We start from the raw sequence: 23,215 nt of genomic DNA on the forward strand, positions 1-23,215 counted from the left end.
TCCTCGATATCAAAAGAAATATTAGGGAGACGCGAAACCAGAATGCAGGAATGGGGAAAGTATGAGAACACTTGATGAAGTTGATAAGAGAGTAATAGAAGTTACGAGAGAACTGTTTTTACAACAGGGAATGCAGAAGACGGAGATGAAGCACATAGCAAAGCAGGCTGGCATAGGTAGGAGTACCTTATATCGGCATTTTGTCAGCAAGGAAGCCATATCCTTCTATATTGCCAAGGATATTATAGTTGAATTACATGAATTCTCAATTGAAGATCAAGTAACGGATAGTATGAAGGGATATGATAAGCTTGCATTGTATTTGAAAGCCATGGCTAAGACAATGATGGAAAATCCAGAGAAGGTTCGTTTTCTTGATGAATTTGACCAAGTATTTACGGATGTATACCCAGATAGTGAAGAAGCAGATGCGTATGTTTCCTTCAATAATGTATATAGGAGTCCTGCTTTTAGTTACTATAATGAAGGGATAAGGGATGGAAGCATACAAAAAAACAAGGAATCTTTTGATGAGATAGATACGATACTAATGCTGGTATGGGGATTAGCACAACGAGTAATACCAAGGGAGCAGCATTATATACAAGAGCATAACAGATCAGGTGCAGAATACTTTCAAGAATCGTTGAATTTACTGTTGAAGCCTTTAAGGAATACTATTTGACACTTTTGGTAGAATATGATAGAATCTGTAATATAAGTGGGTACATATTGGATTAGCTCTTTAAGGAGCTTTTTTATTAGCCTGACATGGGACACGTGTATCACTTTATGCTGTTCAACTTTATGTTCGTGAAATAGATAGTTATGAAGTATGGGTGCAACCGCCACATTGTACAAAGACGTGTTTTTGTTACTATAAGAGAACAAGGAATAGAATTCGTAAAAAGTGCGTGTTATAACGATAATATGAGTCTTGTTTATTAGATATATTAATATTTAGTAGACAAGGCTCCTTTGTATGCGCTTTCAACAAAATGAAATAAATTATGACTTATTCCAACAAAACATTGCTAAATAAATAACATTTATTGAATATAAAGTAAAATTTTATTATAATATACATATTGTTTTCAATACTAGTGAAAGCAGGAAATAAAGCTTGTTAGTAAAAAAAATCCGTTTTACAATAAAGGAAAAGAGGGAATAAGAATGTCATTGTCAACATTTAAAGGTGGAATACATCCTTATGAAGGCAAGGAATTGTCAAAGGATAAGCCTGTTAAAGTGGTACTACCAAAGGGAGAACTAGTATATCCAATGTCTCAACATATTGGGGCACCTGCAAAACCTGTAGTAGCAGTTGGAGATCGAGTTTTGGCTGGGCAAATCATAGGAGAGGCGCAAGGTTATGTATCGGTGAATGTAATTGCCTCTGTATCCGGTACTGTTAAGGCAATTGAGAAGCGACTTGTTGTATCTGGAAACAAAGAAACGGTAATAGTTGTAAAAAATGATGATAAGTATGAGTCGATTCAGTCTATTGGGCATAAACGCGATTATACTACGTTATCCAAGGAAGAAATACGTAGTATTGTAAAGGATGCTGGCCTTGTAGGTATGGGTGGGGCAGGATTTCCTACGCATGTTAAAATCACGCCAAAAGATGATAGTAAGATTGATTATGTAATCGTTAATGGAGCAGAGTGTGAACCCTATCTTACATCTGATTATCGTATGATGATGGAAGAGACTAGTAAGATTGTTGAAGGCTTAAAAGTAATCCTAGCGTTATTTGAGAATGCTAAGGGTATTATTGCAGTGGAAGATAATAAGCCAGAAGCAATTAAGAAGTTAGAAGAACTAGTTAAGGATGAAGAGAAAATCCAAGTTAAAGTTCTTAAAACCAAGTTCCCACAAGGTGCAGAGCGCCAATTAATCTATATGTCTACAGGAAGAAAGATAAATTCCACAATGCTTCCTGCTGATGTTGGTTGCGTCGTTAACAATATTGATACGTGTATATCAATATATATGGCTGTATGCGAATCCACACCTCTTATGAGAAGAATTATTACGGTTACAGGCGATGCAATAAAGGATCCATGTAACGTAAATGTGAAAACAGGAACTAACTATAGAGAGTTAGTAGAAGCAGTAGGAGGATTTGTTGCAAAGCCAGAAAAGATTGTATCTGGTGGACCGATGATGGGAATTGCATTATTCTCATTAGATATTCCCGTAACGAAGACCTCATCCGCACTTCTTTGTATGACAAAAGACGAGGTAGCAGAACAGGAACCTACAGCGTGTATCAGGTGCGGACGTTGTGTACAAGCCTGTCCAAGTAAATTAATTCCTCAGAAGATGCTTGAATATGCAGAGCATTTTGATGAAGAAGGTTTTGTAAAGATGAATGGTATGGAATGTTATGAATGTGGTTGTTGTACCTATGTATGTCCAGCTAAGCGTAGATTAACGCAAGCATTTAAACAGACAAGAAGAAGTGTCTTAGATAGTAGAAAGAAGTAGTGTAGTAAACAAGTGGACTGCGTGGAGAAATTGACGACGCTGCCTTTGTTACCATAGCTATGATATGAATATAGAAAATGAAATGAGAGGTGCAAAATCGTGAACGATTTGTTGAATGTATCAGCATCACCACATGTGAGAAGTAAGGATTCTACAAGCATAATTATGCGAGATGTGGCACTTGCGTTGGTTCCAGCCAGTATAGCTGGGATTGTTAATTTCGGTTTGAAAGCATTATTAATCATAATAGTAACTATAGCAACATGCGTATTAACAGAGTATATATACCAAAAATGTATGCATAAAAAAGTTACAACATCGGACTTCAGTGCACTTGTAACTGGTCTGTTACTAGCATTGAATCTACCATCTACGGTTCCTTTATGGATACCAATCATTGGTGGTGTGTTTGCAATATTAGTTGTTAAGCAATTATATGGTGGATTAGGACAGAACTTTATGAATCCAGCATTAGCGGCTAGATGTTTCTTATTAATATCCTTCACTGGAAGAATGACAACGTTTACATATGACGGAGTATCAGGAGCTACACCACTTGCACTACTTAAGAGCGGTGAAGAGACAGCATCTGTTACAACAATGTTTCTAGGAAACATTGCGGGTACAATTGGAGAGACATCTGTTCTTGCGCTATTACTTGGAGCAGCATATCTTCTTTTAAGAAAAGTAATATCACTTCGCATTCCTTTCACATATATAGGAAGTTTTATGCTCTTCATCTTGATCTTTGGTGGAGAAGGATTTGATACAACCTTCTTATTAACACATCTTTTTGGTGGCGGTTTAATTCTTGGTGCTTTCTTTATGGCGACGGATTATGTATCAAGCCCAATTACACCAATGGGTCAGATTATATTTGGTATCTTACTTGGTGTATTCACAGGGATTTTCCGATTATTCGGTGGTTCTGCCGAAGGTGTTTCTTATGCGATTATCTTCTGTAATCTCTTAGTACCATTGATTGAGAAGGTTACGCTACCAACACCATTTGGGAAGGAGCGTGCAAGACATGAGTAAAACAAGTGCAAAGAACACGATTATTAAAGATGCATTGAAATTGTTTTGTATAACCTTAGTAGCAGGGGTGCTACTGGGCTTTGTATATGAGATAACAAAAGATCCAATTAAAAAGCAAGAACAAGAAACTAAGCAGAGGGCATATCAGACGGTATTTACTGATGCGACATCCTTCATAGAAAGCGATACGGTAACTGCCGCTGTAGAGAAATCCTCTGAGGTATTATCCGATGCTACAATTACGGGAGGAGCTGATTTTTCCGGTATTACAATTAGTGAAACATTAGAAGCGCATGATTCCTCTGATTCCTTAATTGGTTACGTAATGAATGTTATAACATCAAATGGGTATGGTGGAGATATTAAAGTCTCAATTGGTATTCGTATGGATGGAACGGTAACAGGTATGGAGATTCTCTCAATAAGTGAGACTGCTGGTCTTGGAATGAAAGCAGCAGAAAGTAAATTCAAGAATCAATTCAAAGATAAGAATGTTGATCAATTCGAATATACGAAAGTTGGAGCAACGAAAGACAACGAAATTGACGCAATTAGTGGTGCAACAATTACAACAAAAGCAGTAACAGGGGCAGTGAATGCAGGAATTTGTTTTACTAAGAACTGCTTATTTCAATAGGGGGTGTGGGAATGAATAAGTATATGGAACGTTTATTTAATGGTATTATCAAAGAAAACCCTACCTTCGTGTTAATGCTTGGTATGTGTCCAACATTAGCAGTAACTACCTCAGCTATGAATGGTATGGGAATGGGACTAACAACAACAGTAGTATTAATTATGTCGAACATGTTGATTTCTATGTTGCGTAAAATGATACCTGACAGCGTAAGAATGCCAGCTTATATTGTGGTTGTTGCTTCCTTCGTTACAGTTGTACAGTTCGTGTTACAAGCATATATTCCATCTTTATATGATACATTGGGAATTTACATTCCTTTAATCGTTGTTAACTGTATTATCTTAGGTAGAGCAGAGTCTTATGCATCTAAGAATTCGGTAGGATTGTCTATCTTTGATGGTATGGGAATGGGTCTAGGATTCACAGTAGGCCTAACATTAATCGGTACATTTAGAGAAATCATTGGTAATGGTTCTATCTTCAATGCTAATATTATGCCTAGTTCTTATGAACCAGCAACAATCTTTGTCTTAGCACCAGGTGCATTTTTTGTACTTGCAATGTTAACGGCAATTCAAAACAAACTAAAAGCACCTTCTGCAACGAATGGAGAAGGAAAAGAAGATACAATTGCATGTGGTGGCAACTGTAGTAATTGCCATGGTGCTGATTGTGTGGCTAACCGTGAGACGCTATCGAAGGAAAAGGAAGGGGAACAAAAGTAGATGAAAGAACTAATTATTATATTGATTGGATCAGCTTTAGTTAATAATGTTGTCTTAAGTCAGTTCTTAGGACTATGTCCATTCCTTGGTGTATCGAAGAAAGTTGAGACAGCAGCAGGTATGGGAGGGGCAGTAATCTTCGTAATTACCATTGCATCTGCCTTCACAAGTTTAATCTATGATTTTATTTTAGTACCAGCAAACCTGACATACATGCAGACAATTGTATTTATTATAGTAATTGCAGCCTTAGTACAATTTGTTGAGATGGTACTTAAGAAGATTAGTCCAAGTCTATATAATTCACTTGGTGTATATCTTCCTTTAATTACAACAAACTGTGCAGTTCTTGGTGTTGCTTTAATTAACGTACAGAAAGAATATAATTTTATAACAAGTGTTGTGAATGGGTTTGGAACAGCGGTTGGCTTTACAATAGCGATTGTAATTATGGCAGGTATCCGTGAACGAAATGAACATAACGACATATCAAAATCCTTCAAAGGCTCACCGATTGTATTAATTACAGCAGGTCTTATGGCTATCGCCTTCTTTGGATTTTCAGGATTACTATAGGGGGGCAAAGATATGAGTATAGAAGGAATTATCGTAGCAACACTAATTGTTGGTGTTACTGGTTTAATAATAGGTCTTCTTCTTGGCCTTGCTGGAGAGAAGTTTAAAGTAGAGGTAGACGAGAAGGAGTTACAGATTAGAGATCTACTACCAGGCAATAACTGTGGTGGTTGCGGATTTGCAGGTTGTGATGCATTAGCGAAAGCGATTGCAGCTGGAGAAGCGCCTACTAACGCCTGTCCAGTAGCTGGGGCAGAACAAGCCAAATTAATTAGCGATGTTATGGGCGTTGAAAATGAAGAAAAAGAAAAGCAAGTAGCCTTTGTTAAGTGCGCAGGTACCTGTGATAAAACAAATGTGAAATATAATTACTATGGAATTGCGGATTGTAAGAAAGTTGCGTTGATTCCTGGTAAAGGGGATAAAACGTGTTCTTATGGTTGTATGGGATATGGTAGCTGTATCAAAGCGTGCTCATTCGATGCAATACATGTTGTAAATGGTATTGCAGTTGTAGATAAAGAAAAATGCGTAGCTTGTGGAAAGTGCATTAAGGAATGTCCTAATAATTTAATCGAATTCGTTCCTTATAAATCAGAATATCGAGTTCGTTGTAATTCTAAGGACAAAGGTAAGGAAGTAAAACTTGCTTGTAAGGCAGGATGTATTGGCTGCATGATCTGTGTTAAAAATTGTGAAGATGATGCGATTTCTGTAGTTGATAATATTGCCCATATTGATTATAATAAATGTACGAATTGTGGAAAATGCGCGGAAAAATGTCCGGTAAAGGTAATTGTGTAAACTAAATCCTTTATAAAGCAGTGCGTTTTACAAGGTTGTTAGACTTTGTAAAAGGTATAGTTAGAGATTTGAGACAGCTATATGAAAGTGTAGCGGAGGGCTCATTAATGTACAGTCACCAGTTATTATACATGGTGACTGTATATATAGGAGAAATAGCATGAGATTAATATCAACGTCACAAATACAATCAGATATGGTTTTGGCTCGGCCGATATATAATGAGGGACGCTTAATCTTAGCGGAGGGTACTAATAATCTAGGAAGATATATAAAAAGTCTTAATCGATTGGGAATAAGTGAAATCTATATAGAAGATACAATAAGTGAAGGAATTGATGTTCCGGATGTGTTAACTGTGAAAACACGTAATATTTGTAAAGAAACAATAAGAAATACATTCAAAGATTTCACTAATAGAGGTAAAATCCAAGTAGAGGGTATAGAAAAAAGCATTGATTTAGTAATTGAGGAGATTATGCAAAATAAAGATGTTCTTATTAGTTTGAACGATATTGGAGCAGCAGATGAATATACATATACGCATTCAGTAAGTACAACAGTGTACGCTTTATTACTTGCTCAACGACTTGGATATAAAATAGAAATGATGAAACGACTTGCTATAGGTACAATATTACATGATATCGGGAAAATCTATATTGATCATGATATTATGTTCAAAGAAGGCAAGCTGACTGACAAAGAATATGAATATGTTAAAAAACATACTTTATTAGGATACAATGCATTAAAGAGTTGCGATTCATTATCAGAATTATCAAGAATTATATCTCTTACACATCATGAGCATATCGATGGCACCGGTTACCCAAGGGGGCTAAAAGGAGACGAGTTGCACCAATTTTCTAAAATTGTAGCAATTGCTGATGTATATGATGCGCTAACTTCGACGCGCTGTTATCGACCAAAATGGTCAAACAAGCAAGCTATGGATATGTTAATGCAGTATTGTGGAACAAAGTTCGATACGGATTTAGTATGTAGATTTCTGCAACTAATTGCAGTGTATCCGAACGGAACACAGGTAAAGTTAACAGATGGAAGAGTTGGAATTGTAAAAGAACAGAATCCGGGAATGCCTCTTAGACCTGTAGTGAGAATCTTCGCTGAAGCTGATGGTTCAAAGAAAGAGATGTATGATGTTAACTTGATGATTGAATTGAATATTGTTATTGCCGAAGATGAATTTGATTATATTATAGATGATAAATCGAAACAAGTTGGTTAATACTAAATAAGGGAATTGTGGTGAGCAATGCCCTTTTTTTGGAGGCGATTATGATGTATAAAGTACTTATTGCAGAGCGAGATATAGAATATGTAGATCAATTAAGAGGTATCATTAATAGAGATTACCGAAATTGTCAGATTACGGACATTGTAGGTTCGTCAAGAGAGGTAATTGAGATTTTAGGGAAAGAGAATTCGGATATTGATGTTGCAATAATTAATGTTAAACTTACTGGGGTTAATGGTTTAGAGGCGATTAAGAAGGTAAGACAAAAGAATTTTGATACACGAATTCTGGTATTGTCAGAGTTTAGTTACCTTGAGTTCGCGCAGGAAGCGATAAGGCTAAAAGTTGACAATTATATTATAATACCAGCGAATGATAACGAAATTAGTGATGCTATTCGTCTTTGTCTTGAGGAGATTGTAAGAATGAATCATTACAAACAAAAGATTTGTAGTGTTACAACGGAATATCAAGAGGCGAAGCAATATATAGAATATAGTTATATATATACCGTACTTTTTAGCAAATTATCAAGTAGAGATATTAAGAAATATGTAGAGTTATTAGGGGTTAGTTTGAAAGGCTGCATGGTTAATATGGAGTTAGAATCAGATGATATGAAACTGATTAACAAGCAGACAATTCTTCAGCAGATATATGAATGCATACATGAGTATGATGGGGGGATTTTCCGATTTGTAGTCGGCCCCAAGATTAATAGACATATTGTATTATATGTATCTTATCTTTGTGAAGAGACGGAGAATAATAATAGTAAACTAAAAGAACTGTTAAAAACCATAGCAAAAGAGATTAAGATGAAATTTCTAATTGACGTATATATAGGAATTGGAAAAGTGGAAGAAATGATTAATATCTATGCTTCCTACCAAGACTCAATCCGTAATTTACTAGAGATGAAAAATCTTCTTGATACTAGTGGCATACAGGATAGCGAATCTTATTATGGTAATCTATACAAGGATTTGGAACGCAAATATCTTACATCATTACGCTTAAAAGATGGAGAGAGTTCAAATTATCTAAACCATTTGCTAGATTGCATAGATCATTTTTGTGAAGAAGTAAGAAAGAGTAAGATTATTGAGCTGTTAGTACTTACACGTCATACAATGACTGGTTTTGATTGGGAAGCATATTCACAAGATAACTTTACGGAATATCTTTTGGCTGTAAGCAACATACCAATATCTGAACTTAAATCTTGGGCACACCAGACATTTGAATACATTCAATATAGCCAAGTAGATCAAAATCGCCTATATACGAAAGCGGTTAGTGATGCAATTAATATTATTGATGGAGAATATACCAAAAATATTACATTAGAAGAGATTGCTAAACGAGTTGGGGTAAGCTCTCAATATCTAAGTAAGATATTTAAAGATGAGACGAATCAGACATTTGTGGAGTACCTAACAACACTACGAATTAACCGGGCCAAAGATATTATACAAACTTCAGATCAACCCATTAAGCAAGTAGGGATAATGGTTGGATATAAAGATCCTAATTACTTTAGTAGGATATTTAGAAGTGTAGTTGGAATATCACCATCAGACTTCAGGGATAGTGTTAAGTATAAGATAGACAAATAGGAGATAGACAAATAAAAGGGGAGTTGAAAAAGACAATCTTCATGGGGGATGTAGGCTCCACGGATATTATTTATCCAAGCTTTGCACATAAACCATTTGAAAGATTGCCTTTTTACTGTTATATTCTTGCTTTATAGCTGATGTGACCTTAACAATAATAATTAAAGAGCATCCCACTGTATACAGAAGTGAGATATGGATTAGGATAGTGATGAGATCTATAGTTAGGATAGGTACAGATCTTTTGATCGAGATAGTCCATAGGATTGATTGTTACCTGATTCGTTTGCTCAAGCAAGTCTGCGGTTATTTTATCTGGATTAGTGAACAAATCTTTAACCGTACCATCCGTCGCAGCTTGAAGAGCTATAAAGGAATCAATAGATAATTCACCAGATTCTTCTCGTGTAATCCCACAGGACTCTAGATCATTCATATAACGATAGGTGATGGAATCTAATTCATAGATTAACTTGTTAGCACGCCGTTGATTAGAAGCGTGTTCGCTTGCAAGTGAAAGCAAGTAGTTATAACTATCTGTTATCGTTTCCAGTTCTTTAACAATCTTATCTGAGTTAGGAGCATATGATATATGTACTGGTGAATCTGTGATTGCATGTAGCGAAACAGTTAATGATTTATTAAAGGTAAATTGATTCGATAAAGATTCCTTGGCTTTACCATCTATCTGGAATTTAGCACTTGTTGAAGGTTGATAAATCTGGTTTAAGTTAAAATATTCAACAATGCCACGTCCTCCTACGTACACATTATCTTGAAGCGTGAATAATGGAGCACCCGAATTACCAGTGGAATCAGATTCGAGAACTATTCTAAGTTCGTTTGAATTCTGTTCTATATATTCGGAGGCATGAACTCCGATTTCGGATTTATTAATCCGCTTACATAGCTGCTTGATGATTTCTTGGTGAGTTGATCCAGCAGTTACTTTATGTTTGAAATTATAGGTACTGTCTTCTATATCGATGGAAAATTGGTAGGTACCTGCTTGCAATTGCTGTTTATCAGGACGAAAGGAATTGGATACATTCGTTTGACTAGTAGCTAGATGCATAACTTGTATGTTGAATTCGGTTGGTAATGTAGGCACATTATCACTAATAATAGTAGCAGATACAGCGTCTTCATTAGAAGATACGGATTTCTTTTCATTAAATATAGAAGATTCATCATCTTTTGAAAAGTTATCTAACAATGTATATAGAGACATTGCGGCATCTTTTACATTCAAAGCGTAGGTTTGACGCTCGAGAGAAACATCTAATAGATATAGGGGAGACTGTTTGCTGATACGTACAATATTATTATAGATCCTGTGTAACTCGCTAGTCTTATGGGATGTGTAACGAACAGGTCTTTGTGATTCGTAGTTCGCCGCGAGATAATTATATGTAGATGTTACCATTGAACAGTCACCTCCTTAGTGGTATGATTTCATATGTTAGTAAAAATTAAAATTAGCAACCGAACAGTTACTAATATATATAATATTTATATGTGTGAAAATTGAGTGTCTTACTTCATTATAATATGAAGAAATTAAATTGTCGATAGCATATGGAAAATATTCGGAGCAAACACCTTTTTTCATGTAAGAAATTATACCCATATTGAAAAAAATGTTGACGGGACGTTTTCTTTATGCTATATTAGACTAGCGATGGAAGAGGTCTTTTTTTTATGCCTAAAAACTGATATTCGTGATAATCTGTAACAGATTATTACACGAAACAATCAAAAGAAAACGAAATTTAGCGGAGGTGGAAGTCGTGCGCGTAAAAATCACATTGGCATGTACAGAATGTAAACAACGTAACTATAACATGACAAAGGATAAGAAAACACATCCTGACAGAATGGAAACTAAGAAATATTGTAGATTCTGTAAATCACACACATTACACAAAGAAACTAAGTAATTATGTCTAATTATCCGTTACATGCAAAGTAATATACTTTGTATTGCAGAAAGGAAAGTGAAAGCATGGGAGATACTGCAAACAATACAGAAAATGCTCCAAAGAAAAGTTTCTTTAAAGGCGTAAAATCTGAATTTAAGAAGATTATATGGCCAGACAAACAAACACTTGCAAAACAATCTGCAGCAGTAGTAACTATTTCGGTAGTTCTTGGAGTAGTTATAGCTATATTAGATGTAGCTATTCAATATGGCATAGAACAGATTCTTAAAATAGGATAAAGGGTGAGTGTATGTCAGAAACGAATTGGTATGTTGTTCATACGTACTCAGGTTACGAGAACAAGGTAAAAGCCAACATTGAAAAAACAATCGAAAACAGAAAACTCCAGGATCAAATACTTGAAGTTTCCGTTCCTATGCAAGACGTAATTGAAGTTAAGAATGGTGTGAAGAAACAGGTTCAAAAGAAAATGTTTCCGGGTTATGTTCTTCTTAATATGGAGATGAATGATGACACTTGGTATGTAGTACGTAATACCAGAGGGGTAACAGGATTTGTTGGACCAGGATCAAAACCGGTTCCTTTAACTGATGCAGAGATGCAAAGTATGGGAATTAAGAATTCTGAAGAAATCATGATCGATCTAGAGCTTGGTGATGTAATAGAAGTAACATCAGGCGTATGGGAAGGAACAACAGGTATCATTAAGTCAATTAACAGTCACAAACAAATTGTCACTATTAATGTTGATATGTTTGGTAGAGAGACACCTGTTGAGATTAGTTTCACAGAAATTAAAAAAATGTAAATGAAGTAACATCTAGGATACAATAAATACTAGATAGTGGGAGGGATATTCCCGCGAACACCACATTATTCAGGAGGTATGCTATAATGGCAAAGAAAGTTTCAGGATATATTAAATTACAAATCCCTGCTGGAAAGGCTACACCAGCTCCACCAGTTGGTCCAGCTCTTGGTCAGCACGGAGTAAATATCGTACAATTTACGAAAGAGTTTAATGCAAAAACTGCAAATCAAGAAGGTATGATTATTCCAGTAGTAATCACAGTATATGCAGATAGAAGTTTTAGCTTTATTACTAAAACTCCTCCAGCAGCTGTATTATTAAAGAAAGCTTGTAACATTAAATCAGGTTCAGGTGTTCCTAATAAAACTAAAGTTGCTACTATTACAAAAGCAGAAGTTCAAAAAATCGCAGAACTTAAAATGCCTGACTTAACAGCAGCTACTTTAGATGCAGCGATCAGTATGATCACAGGAACTGCAAAAAGTATGGGTATTACTGTAGTTGACTAAGTATAGAGAATAAGTATTATAACGTTTTGTTGTAATAGTTGTTATATAATTGTCGTACAAGTTTGTATGTCAACAACTACTTTTAAGAAACCATTAACCGATGTTTTTAAGCAATAAAAAGATTTCATACGGCAAAGATATTTATCGTGGGAGGGTTAACTCCCGATACTACCACTAGGAGGTTAATAGAATGAAAAAAGGTAAGAAGTATGCAGAAGCTGCTAAGCTCATCGACAGAGCTACATTTTATGATGCAGCAGAAGCAATTAATTTAGTAAAGAAAACAGCTGTTGCTAAATTTGATGAAACAGTAGAAGCTCATATCAGACTTGGTGTTGACGGACGTCACGCTGACCAACAAGTTCGTGGTGCGGTTGTATTACCTCACGGAACTGGAAAAACTGTTAAAGTTCTTGTATTTGCTAAAGGCGACAAAGTTGCTGAAGCAGAAGCAGCTGGAGCAGATTATGTTGGTGGCGACGAATTAGTACCAAAAATCCAAAACGATGGTTGGTTAGATTTCGACGTTGTTGTTGCTACTCCTGATATGATGGGTGTTGTTGGTCGTCTTGGTCGTGTACTTGGACCAAAAGGTTTAATGCCTAACCCTAAAGCTGGAACTGTTACAATGGATGTTACAAAAGCTGTTGCCGATATTAAAGCAGGTAAGATTGAATACAGACTTGATAAGACAAACATTATCCACGTGCCAGTGGGAAAAGCTTCTTTTACAGAAGAACAATTAGCGGACAACTTCCAAACGCTTATGGGTGCAATTAACAAAGCGAAACCAGCATCTGCAAAAGGACAATACTTGAAGAGTGTTACACTTTCTTCAACTATGGGTCCTGGAGTTAAATTAAACACTGGTAAATTAGCTTAGTAATTGCCATATAGAAAGAACCATTACATTGTGAGTATTCATAATGTAATGGTTTTTTTGTCATATATTGAAATCAAAGCGAAAGCAGAGAATATCTCGAAAGCGACAAATATACGTCCTAATTAATTGATGACGTTAATGGGGCTATTACGGCGTTATGTGAGGCTATTCTTGATACTGCTAATGTATCTAACCTCAATTCGGATATAATGTCAAGAATGATTAAATTCAAATTGAATAGCATGAAAAAATTGTAAGAAATAAAATGCAAAATAATGTTGACACGACACTAAATATCTGATACTATGAATGAGGTTCGAAAAACGAATCAGAACTGCCGAAGACAGTAGGTGCCGCAAGGCATAAGGAGAAAACGCCTACCGAGGAATATAAGATAATCATACGATGACTTATAATAGCCTCTCTGTCTTTGATAGAGAGGCTTTCTTGATGATACCCACACTTTAAGTGGGTGAGTATGTTTAACGGCGGTGCCTTGGAGAATCTAATTCATAGCTATTTAGTTAAGTTTTAATTCTTCATCAAATCTATAAGGAGGTACGCAAAAATGGCAAAGGTAGAAATCAAACAACCTATTGTTGACGAAATCAAAGGATATGTAGCAGATGCGAAATCAGCTATCTTAGTTGATTATCGTGGATTAACTGTTGAACAAGATACAGCTCTTCGTAAACAGTTAAGAGAAGCTGGTGTTGTATACAAAGTATACAAAAACACTATGTTAAACAGAGCTTTCGAAGGAACAGACTTCGCTCAATTAGCTTCACATTTAGAAGGACCTACAGCGATTGCATTTGGTATTGAAGATGCAACAGCTCCAGCTAGAATTCTTAACAATGTAGCTAAGACAGCTCCAGCACTTGAATTCAAAGGTGGTGTAGTTGAAGGAACTTACTATGATGCAGAAGGCGTTAAGCTTGTTGCAAACATTCCTTCAAGAGAAGTTCTTATTTCCAACTTACTTGGAAGCTTACAATCACCAATTACAAACTTCGCTCGTGTTCTTAAGCAAATCGCTGAAAAGAACGAAGAAGTTGCGTAATAAGTACAATATTGTACAATCGCTTGCTAAGCAGGCAGCGTGATATATTATCACAGAAAAATAAAAATAGACAATTAATTATTGGAGGTAAATAAAATGACAACTCAAGAATTTATCGAAGCTATTAAAGGCTTATCAGTATTAGAATTAAACGATTTAGTTAAAGCATGTGAAGAAGAATTTGGTGTATCTGCAGCTGCTGGTGTAGTAGTAGCAGGTCCTGCAGCTGGTGCTGAAGCAGCTGAAGAACAAACAGAATTCAACGTAGAATTAACTGAATGTGGTCCAAACAAAGTTAAAGTTATCAAAGTAGTACGTGAATTAACTGGATTAGGATTAAAAGAAGCTAAAGAAGTAGTTGATGGAGCTCCTAAAATGGTTAAAGAAGGCGCAACTAAAGAAGAAGCTGACGATATCAAAGCTAAACTTGAAGCTGAAGGCGCTAAAGTTACTCTTAAATAATTTTGCGTATCAAACAATAGAAATACGCTTTGCGAATTTTTTATTGTTACAAATTATAGAGATGAAAAAAAGAGTCATGTGTAAGCATGGCTCTTTTTGCGTGCAAGAGAACTTGTATTCTTTTTTGTAATAGGTGAAGTTTTATGTCTAAAGTATAGAATATCGTGCTGAAAAATAGTATAATAAGAGTGGTGAAAGCTATCAGATATAATACAATGGAGGAAAGTAAGAATGAGAGTTGTTACATTTAATATACGATGTGATTATAATCAAGATGAAGAGAATTCGTTTCAATTTCGTAAGCCTCTTATCTTAAAAAAATTACAACAAGAAAAACCTGATATTATCGGATTTCAAGAGGTGTTACCTCATGTAGCAGAATGGCTAAAAGATAATTTAAGCGAGTATTACATATTGGGTTGTGGTAGAGATGCAAAGCTAGAAAATGAGCAGATGTGTGTGGCGTTTAGAAAAGACAGATTTCAATTAATATCCATGGATACATTTTGGATGTCAGAAACTCCAGAAGTTCCAGGTTCAAGATACGAGATACAAAGTTTTTGCCCTAGGACTTGCACAACGTTGTTTTTACAAGATCTTAAGTCAAATCGTTTTTACTATGTTATTAACACACATCTTGACCATGAAGCGAGTGAAGCTAGAGTACTCGGAATGCAACAGATTCTAAAGCATATGAAGGCTGTAGAAGAGGCAAAACAGCGTGCAGGATATGGCAAGGTTGAGATGATTCTTATGGGTGACTTTAATGCGTATCCAGATGCAAAAGAAATCCGTATGATGAGTGAAGAGGGTTGTTTATCAGATCTTACATCTGATATTGATGGAACCTTCCATGATTATGGAAGAATGCAGCCAGCTGAAAAGATTGATTATATTGTAGTTACAGATGGGGTTACATGTTCTGAGTGTACCATGTGGACAGAATGTGAAGCAGGAGTGTATCTGTCTGATCATTATCCGGTTTGCGTAGATATAGATGAGTAAAGTTTGTAGAACTAAGTAATTGAATGGTTAAGAACTTATTTGGTAAAAAGGCTGTACAAATTATTTTGTACAGCCTTTTGTGATGTGTAAACAAGTTATTTAATTAATAAATTAAAGAAAAATGTGAAGTTCGTTATTCGATTCTGTTGCTTTTAAGAAAACATCTTTTTTGATTGTTACTCCACCATTACGGTAACTATTGCTATATGGTTTTGAAGATACAATTTCGTTATTGATTTTTATACAAGGAGTATCGGTTTGGCTATTTGTATGATATACAAAAGTAACAGTCTTTCCAAAGCATGTATAAGTGAAGCTTAGTCCGTTTAATTCGTTATCAATTACTGGGTCGATAATAAGTGAATCATTGGTAAAACGAATACCAAGTAAATTAGCAATCACTCTTCTGAGATAAATTCCTGGACCGCTTGAGTATAATCTCCAACCACCTTTTACAGCGATGGAACCATCTTTTAACTTGTTAAAGTTAGCTGCATATTCGTAACGATCATTATAGCAACCTTCTGAACTACTGAAGTAAACATTGCTTTGACGCGTTAATGCGTTTGGTACGGATTCGGTAATGAGGATAGGATTGATTTGCATAAGAGCTTTCCAAGCTTTATCCGCTTTCCCAAGTGTAGCCATTGCTTCAATGTAACGAATATGTGCGTGAACGTACTGTAAACTAATTTCTCTTCCGATATTCGCTGCTTGTTCAGCGCGTAAGAATATCTTACTGATACCCCCCTCGTAGCTTGCTGGGTGATCCATTAGACGTATGCCGTCAGGACAAGCGAGGTATTTGTCTATGATAGCAACGTTAATAGCAGCTAATTCAGGGTTGGCAAGTTCCGCAATAATACTTCTTGTCAAAGGTAAAAGTCTATATTGGATTGAGGTTTCCGTGTCATCTGGATGCAACATAACCTTTGAAGTGCCGTCTGCTTCACGATATAGGAAACCGGCAATAACGCCATCCTTAATTAGATAACGATAGAAGGAATCTTTGATATCTGTAGCCATCTGGCTAAGTTCTTTTGAAAAAACTTCGTCTTTTGCAACAACAGAGTTGCTTAACAAGTCAAGTGTTTGCTGTGCAAGCGCTTGTGTCCATGCGCTGACTAAGTTATCTTTTAAGTGTTTGTTAGCAGGTTGTAATGTATCATCCCAGTCACCGCCAGCGTAAGAGATTAATGAAGTACCTGGTAAGAAGCGTTTACGAATTGTTTCAACAGCTCGTTTGATATGTTCTAATATAGATTCCGCTTTTCCTACAGGAGTGCCTTTAGAACCGCTACGATAATCTACGACCTCATCTAAGATTGTAGTATCACCAGATGTATTAATATAGTCACTTACGGCTTTTAAAGGCCAGAATACAACGTCTCCGTGGCAATCTTCTTGGTGAATAGGATAGCGATCGAACATAAACCATTGTGGCCATTCGAATACTTCATCGATTTGGTGAGCAAACAAGTGCATTAGAATGTCACGAACCATAGAATTATGTCCTGTTGTTAAGAAGAATTCTACAGGTCCTTGGCATACATCACGTGTACCCCAAGCAGCTCCTCCGGATTGTTCTAAACCATGTGGAGAGGCAAAATGTATTAATGCATCGTGCGAATACCAACGCATTGTTGCATTTAGTTTGTCTGCTGTTATGTTGTTAGCGTCGCTAGTGCTTAGTTTGAAATTACTAGCCAGTTCGTTGTAGTATACATCATAAGATGCCTTGTTTGTGTTGAAATCATAAGAATCTTCAAAAGCTGGTGCATCGTTGTTTTCTGAACCTTGTAAAACTATCTCAAAATCAGATTTTTGATTGATGTTAATAGTTATGATGGATGGATCCATAGCTAAATTGTTATAGAAAACTCGGTCATCAGATACTTGGCTACCTTCAGGAATGCGAATACGGAAGTTTAAATCTGGATAATATGATCTTGTATAGCAATCTTTTGAAGGTTTAATAATTAGCATAGAATCTTCTTGCTCTAATTCAAAACTTTGTCCTACTTCGTCTGGTCCAGCTGTGATTTGGTTGGAAACAATAAAGTCATAGGCTTTACCTGTAGTAGAACGTACCTGTAAAACAATTTCAGGACGGTCAAATGTCGCGAAGGATGAAACTACTAAGATGTCATCTTCGATTTGATAGTACCAAGTGCTGCCGGATACCTCCATCTCGTATGCTGCAGGTAATGTAAGTTGGCGATACGTACTATCGATTTTAACGAAGATACGTTGACCACTATTCTTTTGAACGTTTAAAAGACCTCTGTGGTTAGAAAGAAGCTTATTGTTTGTTGTGTTTCCAACTACGAATTGACTGTTGAATACACCATACATGTAGTTGGTGGAACTAACAACACCAGTAGGAACTTTTGTCATATCAAAATTGGTCATAAGAATGTGTCCATGAGGGCGTTCGGAAACTAATTCTTTAGATTGTAATACTACATGACCATTTGATGGGGTAAAGAATGAATATAATGTGTCTTTATCTATCTCTTCTAAACGACGGTTGGGGAACTGTTCGTTAATTTGTTGCATATTCCATTCTGGAGAAGCAAAAGGGGCGCCGATTATAGGAGTGGGAACTGGGGAAGTAACAAACTCTCCTGTAATGTTGTATGAATACGCATCATTTATTTCTTGTACGTATTCGATTTCCTTTATTGCTTCTGGATGGTTTGCTTTGCATATACCGTAGAATGAAAATTCTTTATTTCCATTAACGGAGAAAGTTTCGGTCTGCAGTGCAATGTGTGAAAGTTCATACTGTTTATTTACATTTGGTAGATTACCGTTCAGTGCCTCGGGAACATTTGTCTTTTTATAAGATAAACCGAAGAACTGGGTTCCATCTGTTGAGTAGGCGTTTGTATTAATATTAATACTACCTTGTTGTAAATATGGATTCGTACCTCCTTGGCTCATGTTCTGTCTAGAACAGATGACGTAGCCATTATTTCCTTCGAAAACACTGTGTCCTAGGTATTGTGCGGTATATAGTTCGTTTGATGCAACACTTCCTGCAGACGCAACGCCAATATCTTGTGAATATATAACATCTGCTTTTTGACATTCTCCTGAAAGTGAGATATCCCAGAACCAGATTCCAAATGGAGTGAGGCGGAATGTAACTGTGTATTTAATATCCTTTGCAGTACCAGTAAAACGAAGGTTTGTATCGCTTGCTTCTATAGTACTGTTAGAATGAACACCGATTAATGGGTAAGAATGAACGGAATTTTCTTCATATATACGAAGGTATATGTTGTTAGAAGATCCGTCAGTATTGGTTCCATGAAAATCATTTATCATTACTGAATCGTGAATCCATTCGAAAGTATCTCCACTAGCTAAGAAAGAAAATGTACTGTTACTGTTTTTTAGCGTGATAGGAGTGGGCGTGTTTTTGTGTGTCATGTGATTTCCTCCTTAAATGAAAACGGGTGAAAACATTTCCAATTTCATTCAAAGTATATAAGAAAAGTGACAATAAGTCAATGAATTTAATGAAAACTACAAAAATATTTGCATATAAAATTATGGAAAATCAAATGCAATATAATTCCAAGCGAATAATATTATGCAATATGTATAAAAAAAAACTTTTTATTTTAATATAAATAACATATTGACAAAACCGTCAGTATAATTTATGATAAATCTATCAAAACGAATAAAAACGTTTCCAATTTCAAAAAACAATTTAAAAAGAGGAAGGAACGGAGGGATATATTGAAGACGAAACAAGGTTTTCATGCTTTCGGAAAAGAAATACGAAGGAATTGGGTATTATTTTTAATGCTATTACCCGCAATTGTTTATTTCATTATTTTTTCCTATGTTACGATGCCAGGTGCATATGTAGCATTCGTAAATTATAACCCTAACAAAGGTATCTTTGGTAGTGATTTTGTAGGTTTTAAGAATTTTGAGTTTTTAATTAAGAATGGCGACTTATTAAGGATTACAAAAAATACGCTGCTTTATAATGTAGTGTTTTTGGTTTTAAGTCATACAATTCAAATCGCACTTGCGATAATGCTTTCTGAGATAACAAGAAAGAGATTTAAGAAAGTTTCTCAATCAGTTATTTTACTTCCACACTTTATCTCATATGTAGTGGTTGGTGTATTCGCATATAATTTCTTTAACTTTGATAATGGTTTTATTAATTCCATACTTGTTAATTTTGGTGGTGAGAGATTTTCCTTTTACTCAACACCTTGGGTTTGGAAATTCATAATTGTATTTTTCTACATCTGGAAAACTACAGGTTACGGAATGATTGTTTATATGGCTACTATAACAGGTATAAGTAGTGAAATTTATGAAGCGTCGTACATTGATGGAGCAAGTCGTTTCCAAAGAATCAAGCTTATAACGCTACCGCTTATGAAACCAACATTCATATTGTTAATGTTATTCGGTTTAGGTGGAATTTTAAGAGGTTCCTTCGATCTATTCTATAACTTGATCGGTACCAATTCTATTTTGTATCATTCTACTGACGTAATTGATACTTATGTTTACCGAAGTTTAGTTGGATCATTTAATTTCTCGTCGAGTGCTGCCGTTGGTCTTTATCAGTCAGTGTTTGGATTGATACTTGTACTCGGTATTAACTGGATTGTCCGTAAAATTGAACCGGATAGTGCGTTATTCTAGTAAAGGTGGTAGAAAATGAAGAAAAAACAAAGTGAACAAAGTAATTCAAATATCAAAATGGGAAAAAGTAATAGAACTTTAATGCTTATTTGTTATTTGTGTATAGCAGTTTTTGCAATCCTATGCTTGTTTCCTTTCGCATTGATGATAACGTCATCTTTCATGACTGAAAGAGAAATTGTTGCAGAGGGCTATAAACTCTTTCCGAAAAATTGGAGTTTATCAGCATATCGTTATCTACTTGATAATCCTACGAAGCTATTGAGTTCTTACCGAGTAACTATAACAATTACTGTTGTTGGAACTGCAATTGGATTGTTTATCATGTCAATGGCAGGTTATGTATTGAATCGTAAAGATTTTAAATACCGCAACTTCTTTTCCTTTTTCATATATTTCACTACACTTTTCAGTGGTGGATTGGTACCAACATATATCCTTTATGTTAGATACCTAAACTTAAAAGACAACATCTGGGCACTTATATTGCCGGGTCTTGTTAGTGCATGGTCTATATTTCTTATGAGAAACTTCATGAAGTCAATTCCAGATGAATTATATGAATCTGCGACGATGGATGGAGCGGGACCATTTAAGATTTATATAAGGGTGTTTATGCCTCTTGCACTTCCTTCCCTTGCTACAATAGGACTATTCCTTGCGTTAGGTTATTGGAATGAGTGGTATAATGCAAGTTTATATATTGATACAGCTACGAAATATCCATTGCAGTATTTTCTACAAAAGATGGTTAACCAAACAAGTATTGATTCCCTTACAAGTTTGGGACATGTAATTGATGCAGCTTCGGTACCAACACAGTCAGTTAAGATGGCAACGGCGGTACTTGCGACAGGACCTATTATTTTATTATATCCATTCGTACAAAGATTTTTCGTAAGTGGATTAACTGTGGGTTCCGTAAAAGGTTAGCAAAAATTATCAAAAATGATATTATAGGCTTTACATTTAATGCTAAGACCTATAAAATATAGGAGGAAAAACTATGAAATTAAAAAAAGTAATTAGTAGTGTTTTATGTGTTGCTATGGCAACCGCGTTACTAACGGGATGTGCTAAAGGGGAAAAAAATGTCACATCATCAAATGGTTCAAAAGGGGATTCGACTTCTAGCGAAGCATCCGCTGATGACTTGGATTTATCAAAACATGTAACTCTTTCAATGTATCTATATGGTTCACCAGGAGTGAAAAATGATGAGATTCTAGCTGAGATTAACCGTAAGCTTACAGAAGATATCAACACTTCAATTGAGATAAAGTATATTGATTGGGGCGATGTTTCTACAAAATACCCTCTATTATGGGCTTCAGGTGAAAGTTTTGATTTGGCATATGCTTCTGTAAATGCACCTGTACCATATTATACATTAGCAAAACAAGGTTCTTTAACTGATATTTCAGGATTGTTGGAAAAATATGCACCTACACTAAAAGCTGCTATTCCAGATTCAAGTTGGACAGCTGCTAAGTCAGGTGATGGTATCTTTGGTGTTCCTTCACTAGGAGCAGGATATTCAGCAAATGGTTTTGTGTATAACAAAGCAAACTGCAAAGCTTGGGGAATTGATGAAGTTACAGATTTAGATTCTTTAATTGCATATGCTGATGCATCTGTAGCTCATGGAATCTATCCTATCAATGGTAATTCAGAAGTTTCAATGGATTTCTACAGAATGTTAGTAGAGTCTACTGGAAACTGGGTAGTAGCACCTGGTATTGCAGAGTCAGAAATGTTTCTTGTAACAGAGGATTACAATAACGTTAACGAGATCATCCATCCAGCATTTACTGACGAGTTTGCTACATTTGTTACTATGCTTGATGAGTGGGAAGCAAAAGGTTACTGGCCTACAGACATCTTATCAGCTCAAACAGGTGATAAAGAGATGTATAAGAACCTTCAAAGTAGCGCTTACATTACACATATGGGTGACTGGACTGGTAACTTCACAGCAATCCATGGTCAATTAGAAAATCAAGATATGGATGCTTGGTACTTCGCAGAAGACAATAACAAAGTTATGCAAAACTCACCAGCTCAAGATATGACAGTTATTAATACAAACTCAAAATATCCTGAGAGAGCATTAATGGTAATTGAAAAATTAATGACAGATGAATCTTACTATAGATTATTCCAATATGGTATAGAAGGACAACAATATGAAATCGTTGATGGTTATTTAGAGAAACCAGCTGGATTTGATGATGCTGTAGATGGTGGTGGATTTGCTGGTTGGGCATTTACTAACACTGCATTCAAAATCCCTTCTAGATCAGAACACCCTAGCCGTTATGAAAAGCAAGAAGAATGGAGTAAGAACTTCATCAGTAATCCTTTTAATGGATTCACTTTTGACTCTTCAAAGGTTACAACTGAATTATCAGCAATCTCCAACGTAAACTCAACAATTGGTATTCAGCTTATGTTAGGTAAAACAGATGACGTTGCTGCTGGAATTGAAGAATATAGAAGTCAATTAAAGAAGGCGGGAATTGATACTGTTATAGAAGAATTGAAATCTCAACTAGCATCCTTTACACCAGTTGCTGAATAAGTAAAAGAGATTATTAAAGGCTGCTGCGTAACATATACAGCAGCCTTTTTTTAATAAACGGACACTCACCAAGCGTGTGCCCGTTATTTTGATTATAAATTTAATTAATGGGAGGT

22 protein-coding genes and 1 other annotated feature are annotated in these 23,215 nt (G+C 35.7%); of the genes, 20 read left to right on the forward strand and 2 right to left on the reverse strand.

Translation table 11 applies throughout. From position 1 onward, the window contains the following. The first annotated feature begins 61 nt into the window (after window positions 1-61). The 9 genes from BUB90_RS10345 to BUB90_RS10385 all read left to right on the forward strand — a co-directional run bounded on the left by BUB90_RS10345 (window position 62) and on the right by BUB90_RS10385 (window position 9,156). On the forward strand, window positions 62-685 hold the full coding sequence (locus BUB90_RS10345; protein WP_073287199.1) for a TetR/AcrR family transcriptional regulator: 624 nt from the start codon (window positions 62-64) through the stop codon (window positions 683-685). 488 nt (window positions 686-1,173) lie between these two features. Next, entirely contained in the window at window positions 1,174-2,493 is a 1,320-nt protein-coding gene (rsxC, locus tag BUB90_RS10350) for an electron transport complex subunit RsxC (RefSeq protein ID WP_073287202.1), read from the forward strand. Window positions 2,494-2,592: 99 nt separating this feature from the next. Then, the gene (locus BUB90_RS10355) at window positions 2,593-3,531 is read left to right on the forward strand and encodes an RnfABCDGE type electron transport complex subunit D (RefSeq protein ID WP_073287206.1); all 939 of its coding nucleotides are present in this window, start codon (window positions 2,593-2,595) and stop codon (window positions 3,529-3,531) included. After that, complete coding sequence (locus tag BUB90_RS10360; protein WP_073287209.1) at window positions 3,524-4,168, forward strand: RnfABCDGE type electron transport complex subunit G; 645 nt, start codon at window positions 3,524-3,526, stop codon at window positions 4,166-4,168. The genes BUB90_RS10355 and BUB90_RS10360 overlap by 8 nt, the downstream gene beginning before the upstream one ends. An 11-nt stretch (window positions 4,169-4,179) precedes the next feature. Then, a complete protein-coding gene (gene rsxE, locus BUB90_RS10365; RefSeq protein ID WP_073287212.1) occupies window positions 4,180-4,896 on the forward strand; it encodes an electron transport complex subunit RsxE in 717 nt (238 codons plus the stop codon). After that, window positions 4,897-5,472 (forward strand): electron transport complex subunit RsxA, encoded by a 576-nt coding sequence (gene rsxA / locus BUB90_RS10370; RefSeq protein ID WP_073287215.1) that lies wholly within the window; start codon window positions 4,897-4,899, stop codon window positions 5,470-5,472. Between the two features lie 12 nt (window positions 5,473-5,484). Continuing rightward, on the forward strand, window positions 5,485-6,276 hold the full coding sequence (locus BUB90_RS10375) for an RnfABCDGE type electron transport complex subunit B (RefSeq protein WP_073287220.1): 792 nt from the start codon (window positions 5,485-5,487) through the stop codon (window positions 6,274-6,276). Between the two features lie 160 nt (window positions 6,277-6,436). Next, window positions 6,437-7,528, forward strand: coding sequence for an HD-GYP domain-containing protein (locus BUB90_RS10380; protein ID WP_073287223.1), 1,092 nt, complete (start codon window positions 6,437-6,439; stop codon window positions 7,526-7,528). Window positions 7,529-7,578: 50 nt separating this feature from the next. After that, window positions 7,579-9,156, forward strand: a complete 1,578-nt coding sequence (locus BUB90_RS10385) for a response regulator transcription factor (RefSeq protein WP_084139192.1) — start codon at window positions 7,579-7,581, stop codon at window positions 9,154-9,156. Window positions 9,157-9,304: 148 nt separating this feature from the next. On the opposite strand, the gene BUB90_RS10390 is transcribed toward BUB90_RS10385, so the two are convergent. Further along, on the reverse strand, window positions 9,305-10,582 hold the full coding sequence (locus tag BUB90_RS10390) for a hypothetical protein (RefSeq protein WP_073287229.1): 1,278 nt from the start codon (window positions 10,580-10,582) through the stop codon (window positions 9,305-9,307). 364 nt (window positions 10,583-10,946) lie between these two features. Here BUB90_RS10390 and rpmG point away from each other — a divergent pair, with 364 nt between their 5' ends. The 8 genes from rpmG to BUB90_RS10430 all read left to right on the forward strand — a co-directional run bounded on the left by rpmG (window position 10,947) and on the right by BUB90_RS10430 (window position 15,832). After that, window positions 10,947-11,096 carry a 50S ribosomal protein L33 gene (rpmG, locus tag BUB90_RS10395; protein ID WP_040893796.1) on the forward strand — a complete coding sequence of 50 codons (150 nt, stop codon included), beginning with the start codon at window positions 10,947-10,949 and terminating at the stop codon, window positions 11,094-11,096. Window positions 11,097-11,161: 65 nt separating this feature from the next. After that, window positions 11,162-11,377 carry a preprotein translocase subunit SecE gene (secE, locus tag BUB90_RS10400; RefSeq protein WP_073287232.1) on the forward strand — a complete coding sequence of 72 codons (216 nt, stop codon included), beginning with the start codon at window positions 11,162-11,164 and terminating at the stop codon, window positions 11,375-11,377. Window positions 11,378-11,388: 11 nt separating this feature from the next. Next, on the forward strand, window positions 11,389-11,907 hold the full coding sequence (nusG, locus tag BUB90_RS10405; RefSeq protein ID WP_073287235.1) for a transcription termination/antitermination protein NusG: 519 nt from the start codon (window positions 11,389-11,391) through the stop codon (window positions 11,905-11,907). 86 nt (window positions 11,908-11,993) lie between these two features. Beyond that, window positions 11,994-12,419 (forward strand): 50S ribosomal protein L11, encoded by a 426-nt coding sequence (gene rplK / locus BUB90_RS10410; RefSeq protein WP_073287239.1) that lies wholly within the window; start codon window positions 11,994-11,996, stop codon window positions 12,417-12,419. A gap of 190 nt (window positions 12,420-12,609) precedes the next feature. Then, entirely contained in the window at window positions 12,610-13,302 is a 693-nt protein-coding gene (rplA, locus tag BUB90_RS10415) for a 50S ribosomal protein L1 (protein ID WP_073287243.1), read from the forward strand. Between the two features lie 319 nt (window positions 13,303-13,621). Then, window positions 13,622-13,760 (forward strand) — a sequence feature (ribosomal protein L10 leader region). A 110-nt stretch (window positions 13,761-13,870) separates the two neighbouring features. Beyond that, window positions 13,871-14,365, forward strand: coding sequence for a 50S ribosomal protein L10 (gene rplJ, locus BUB90_RS10420; protein WP_073287246.1), 495 nt, complete (start codon window positions 13,871-13,873; stop codon window positions 14,363-14,365). Window positions 14,366-14,461: 96 nt separating this feature from the next. After that, window positions 14,462-14,827 (forward strand): 50S ribosomal protein L7/L12, encoded by a 366-nt coding sequence (rplL, locus tag BUB90_RS10425; RefSeq protein ID WP_073287249.1) that lies wholly within the window; start codon window positions 14,462-14,464, stop codon window positions 14,825-14,827. Between the two features lie 231 nt (window positions 14,828-15,058). After that, a complete protein-coding gene (locus tag BUB90_RS10430; RefSeq protein WP_073287252.1) occupies window positions 15,059-15,832 on the forward strand; it encodes an endonuclease/exonuclease/phosphatase family protein in 774 nt (257 codons plus the stop codon). Window positions 15,833-15,943: 111 nt separating this feature from the next. On the opposite strand, the gene BUB90_RS10435 is transcribed toward BUB90_RS10430, so the two are convergent. Then, window positions 15,944-19,270, reverse strand: coding sequence for a GH36-type glycosyl hydrolase domain-containing protein (locus BUB90_RS10435; protein WP_073287255.1), 3,327 nt, complete (start codon window positions 19,268-19,270; stop codon window positions 15,944-15,946). 315 nt (window positions 19,271-19,585) lie between these two features. On the opposite strand from BUB90_RS10435, the gene BUB90_RS10440 reads away from it, so the two are divergent. The 3 genes from BUB90_RS10440 (at window position 19,586) to BUB90_RS10450 (ending at window position 23,099) form a co-directional block, all read left to right on the forward strand. Continuing rightward, complete coding sequence (locus BUB90_RS10440; protein WP_242952523.1) at window positions 19,586-20,518, forward strand: ABC transporter permease; 933 nt, start codon at window positions 19,586-19,588, stop codon at window positions 20,516-20,518. 15 nt (window positions 20,519-20,533) lie between these two features. Further along, window positions 20,534-21,451, forward strand: coding sequence for a carbohydrate ABC transporter permease (locus tag BUB90_RS10445; protein ID WP_084139193.1), 918 nt, complete (start codon window positions 20,534-20,536; stop codon window positions 21,449-21,451). A gap of 73 nt (window positions 21,452-21,524) precedes the next feature. Beyond that, window positions 21,525-23,099: an ABC transporter substrate-binding protein gene (locus BUB90_RS10450; RefSeq protein ID WP_073287260.1), complete on the forward strand. Its 1,575-nt coding sequence runs from the start codon at window positions 21,525-21,527 to the stop codon at window positions 23,097-23,099. The last annotated feature ends 116 nt before the right edge of the window (window positions 23,100-23,215 follow it).

This window comes from Anaerosporobacter mobilis DSM 15930, assembly GCF_900142955.1.
Lineage (GTDB): Bacteria > Bacillota > Clostridia > Lachnospirales > Lachnospiraceae > Anaerosporobacter > Anaerosporobacter mobilis.

Excerpts from the sequence above, each read along its gene's own strand:
- BUB90_RS10345 (WP_073287199.1), top strand. The coding sequence starts at position 62 with ATGAGAACACTTGATGAAGTTGATAAGAGAGTAATAGAAGTTACGAGA.
- BUB90_RS10390 (WP_073287229.1), bottom strand. The coding sequence starts at position 10,582 with ATGGTAACATCTACATATAATTATCTCGCGGCGAACTACGAATCACAA.
- nusG (WP_073287235.1), top strand. The coding sequence starts at position 11,389 with ATGTCAGAAACGAATTGGTATGTTGTTCATACGTACTCAGGTTACGAG.
- BUB90_RS10360 (WP_073287209.1), top strand. The coding sequence starts at position 3,524 with ATGAGTAAAACAAGTGCAAAGAACACGATTATTAAAGATGCATTGAAA.
- rplK (WP_073287239.1), top strand. The coding sequence starts at position 11,994 with ATGGCAAAGAAAGTTTCAGGATATATTAAATTACAAATCCCTGCTGGA.
- BUB90_RS10445 (WP_084139193.1), top strand. The coding sequence starts at position 20,534 with ATGAAGAAAAAACAAAGTGAACAAAGTAATTCAAATATCAAAATGGGA.
- BUB90_RS10385 (WP_084139192.1), top strand. The coding sequence starts at position 7,579 with ATGATGTATAAAGTACTTATTGCAGAGCGAGATATAGAATATGTAGAT.
- BUB90_RS10435 (WP_073287255.1), bottom strand. The coding sequence starts at position 19,270 with ATGACACACAAAAACACGCCCACTCCTATCACGCTAAAAAACAGTAAC.
- secE (WP_073287232.1), top strand. The coding sequence starts at position 11,162 with ATGGGAGATACTGCAAACAATACAGAAAATGCTCCAAAGAAAAGTTTC.
- BUB90_RS10430 (WP_073287252.1), top strand. The coding sequence starts at position 15,059 with ATGAGAGTTGTTACATTTAATATACGATGTGATTATAATCAAGATGAA.
- rsxA (WP_073287215.1), top strand. The coding sequence starts at position 4,897 with ATGAAAGAACTAATTATTATATTGATTGGATCAGCTTTAGTTAATAAT.
- rplA (WP_073287243.1), top strand. The coding sequence starts at position 12,610 with ATGAAAAAAGGTAAGAAGTATGCAGAAGCTGCTAAGCTCATCGACAGA.
- rplJ (WP_073287246.1), top strand. The coding sequence starts at position 13,871 with ATGGCAAAGGTAGAAATCAAACAACCTATTGTTGACGAAATCAAAGGA.
- rplL (WP_073287249.1), top strand. The coding sequence starts at position 14,462 with ATGACAACTCAAGAATTTATCGAAGCTATTAAAGGCTTATCAGTATTA.
- rsxC (WP_073287202.1), top strand. The coding sequence starts at position 1,174 with ATGTCATTGTCAACATTTAAAGGTGGAATACATCCTTATGAAGGCAAG.
- rsxE (WP_073287212.1), top strand. The coding sequence starts at position 4,180 with ATGAATAAGTATATGGAACGTTTATTTAATGGTATTATCAAAGAAAAC.
- BUB90_RS10380 (WP_073287223.1), top strand. The coding sequence starts at position 6,437 with ATGAGATTAATATCAACGTCACAAATACAATCAGATATGGTTTTGGCT.
- BUB90_RS10375 (WP_073287220.1), top strand. The coding sequence starts at position 5,485 with ATGAGTATAGAAGGAATTATCGTAGCAACACTAATTGTTGGTGTTACT.
- BUB90_RS10450 (WP_073287260.1), top strand. The coding sequence starts at position 21,525 with ATGAAATTAAAAAAAGTAATTAGTAGTGTTTTATGTGTTGCTATGGCA.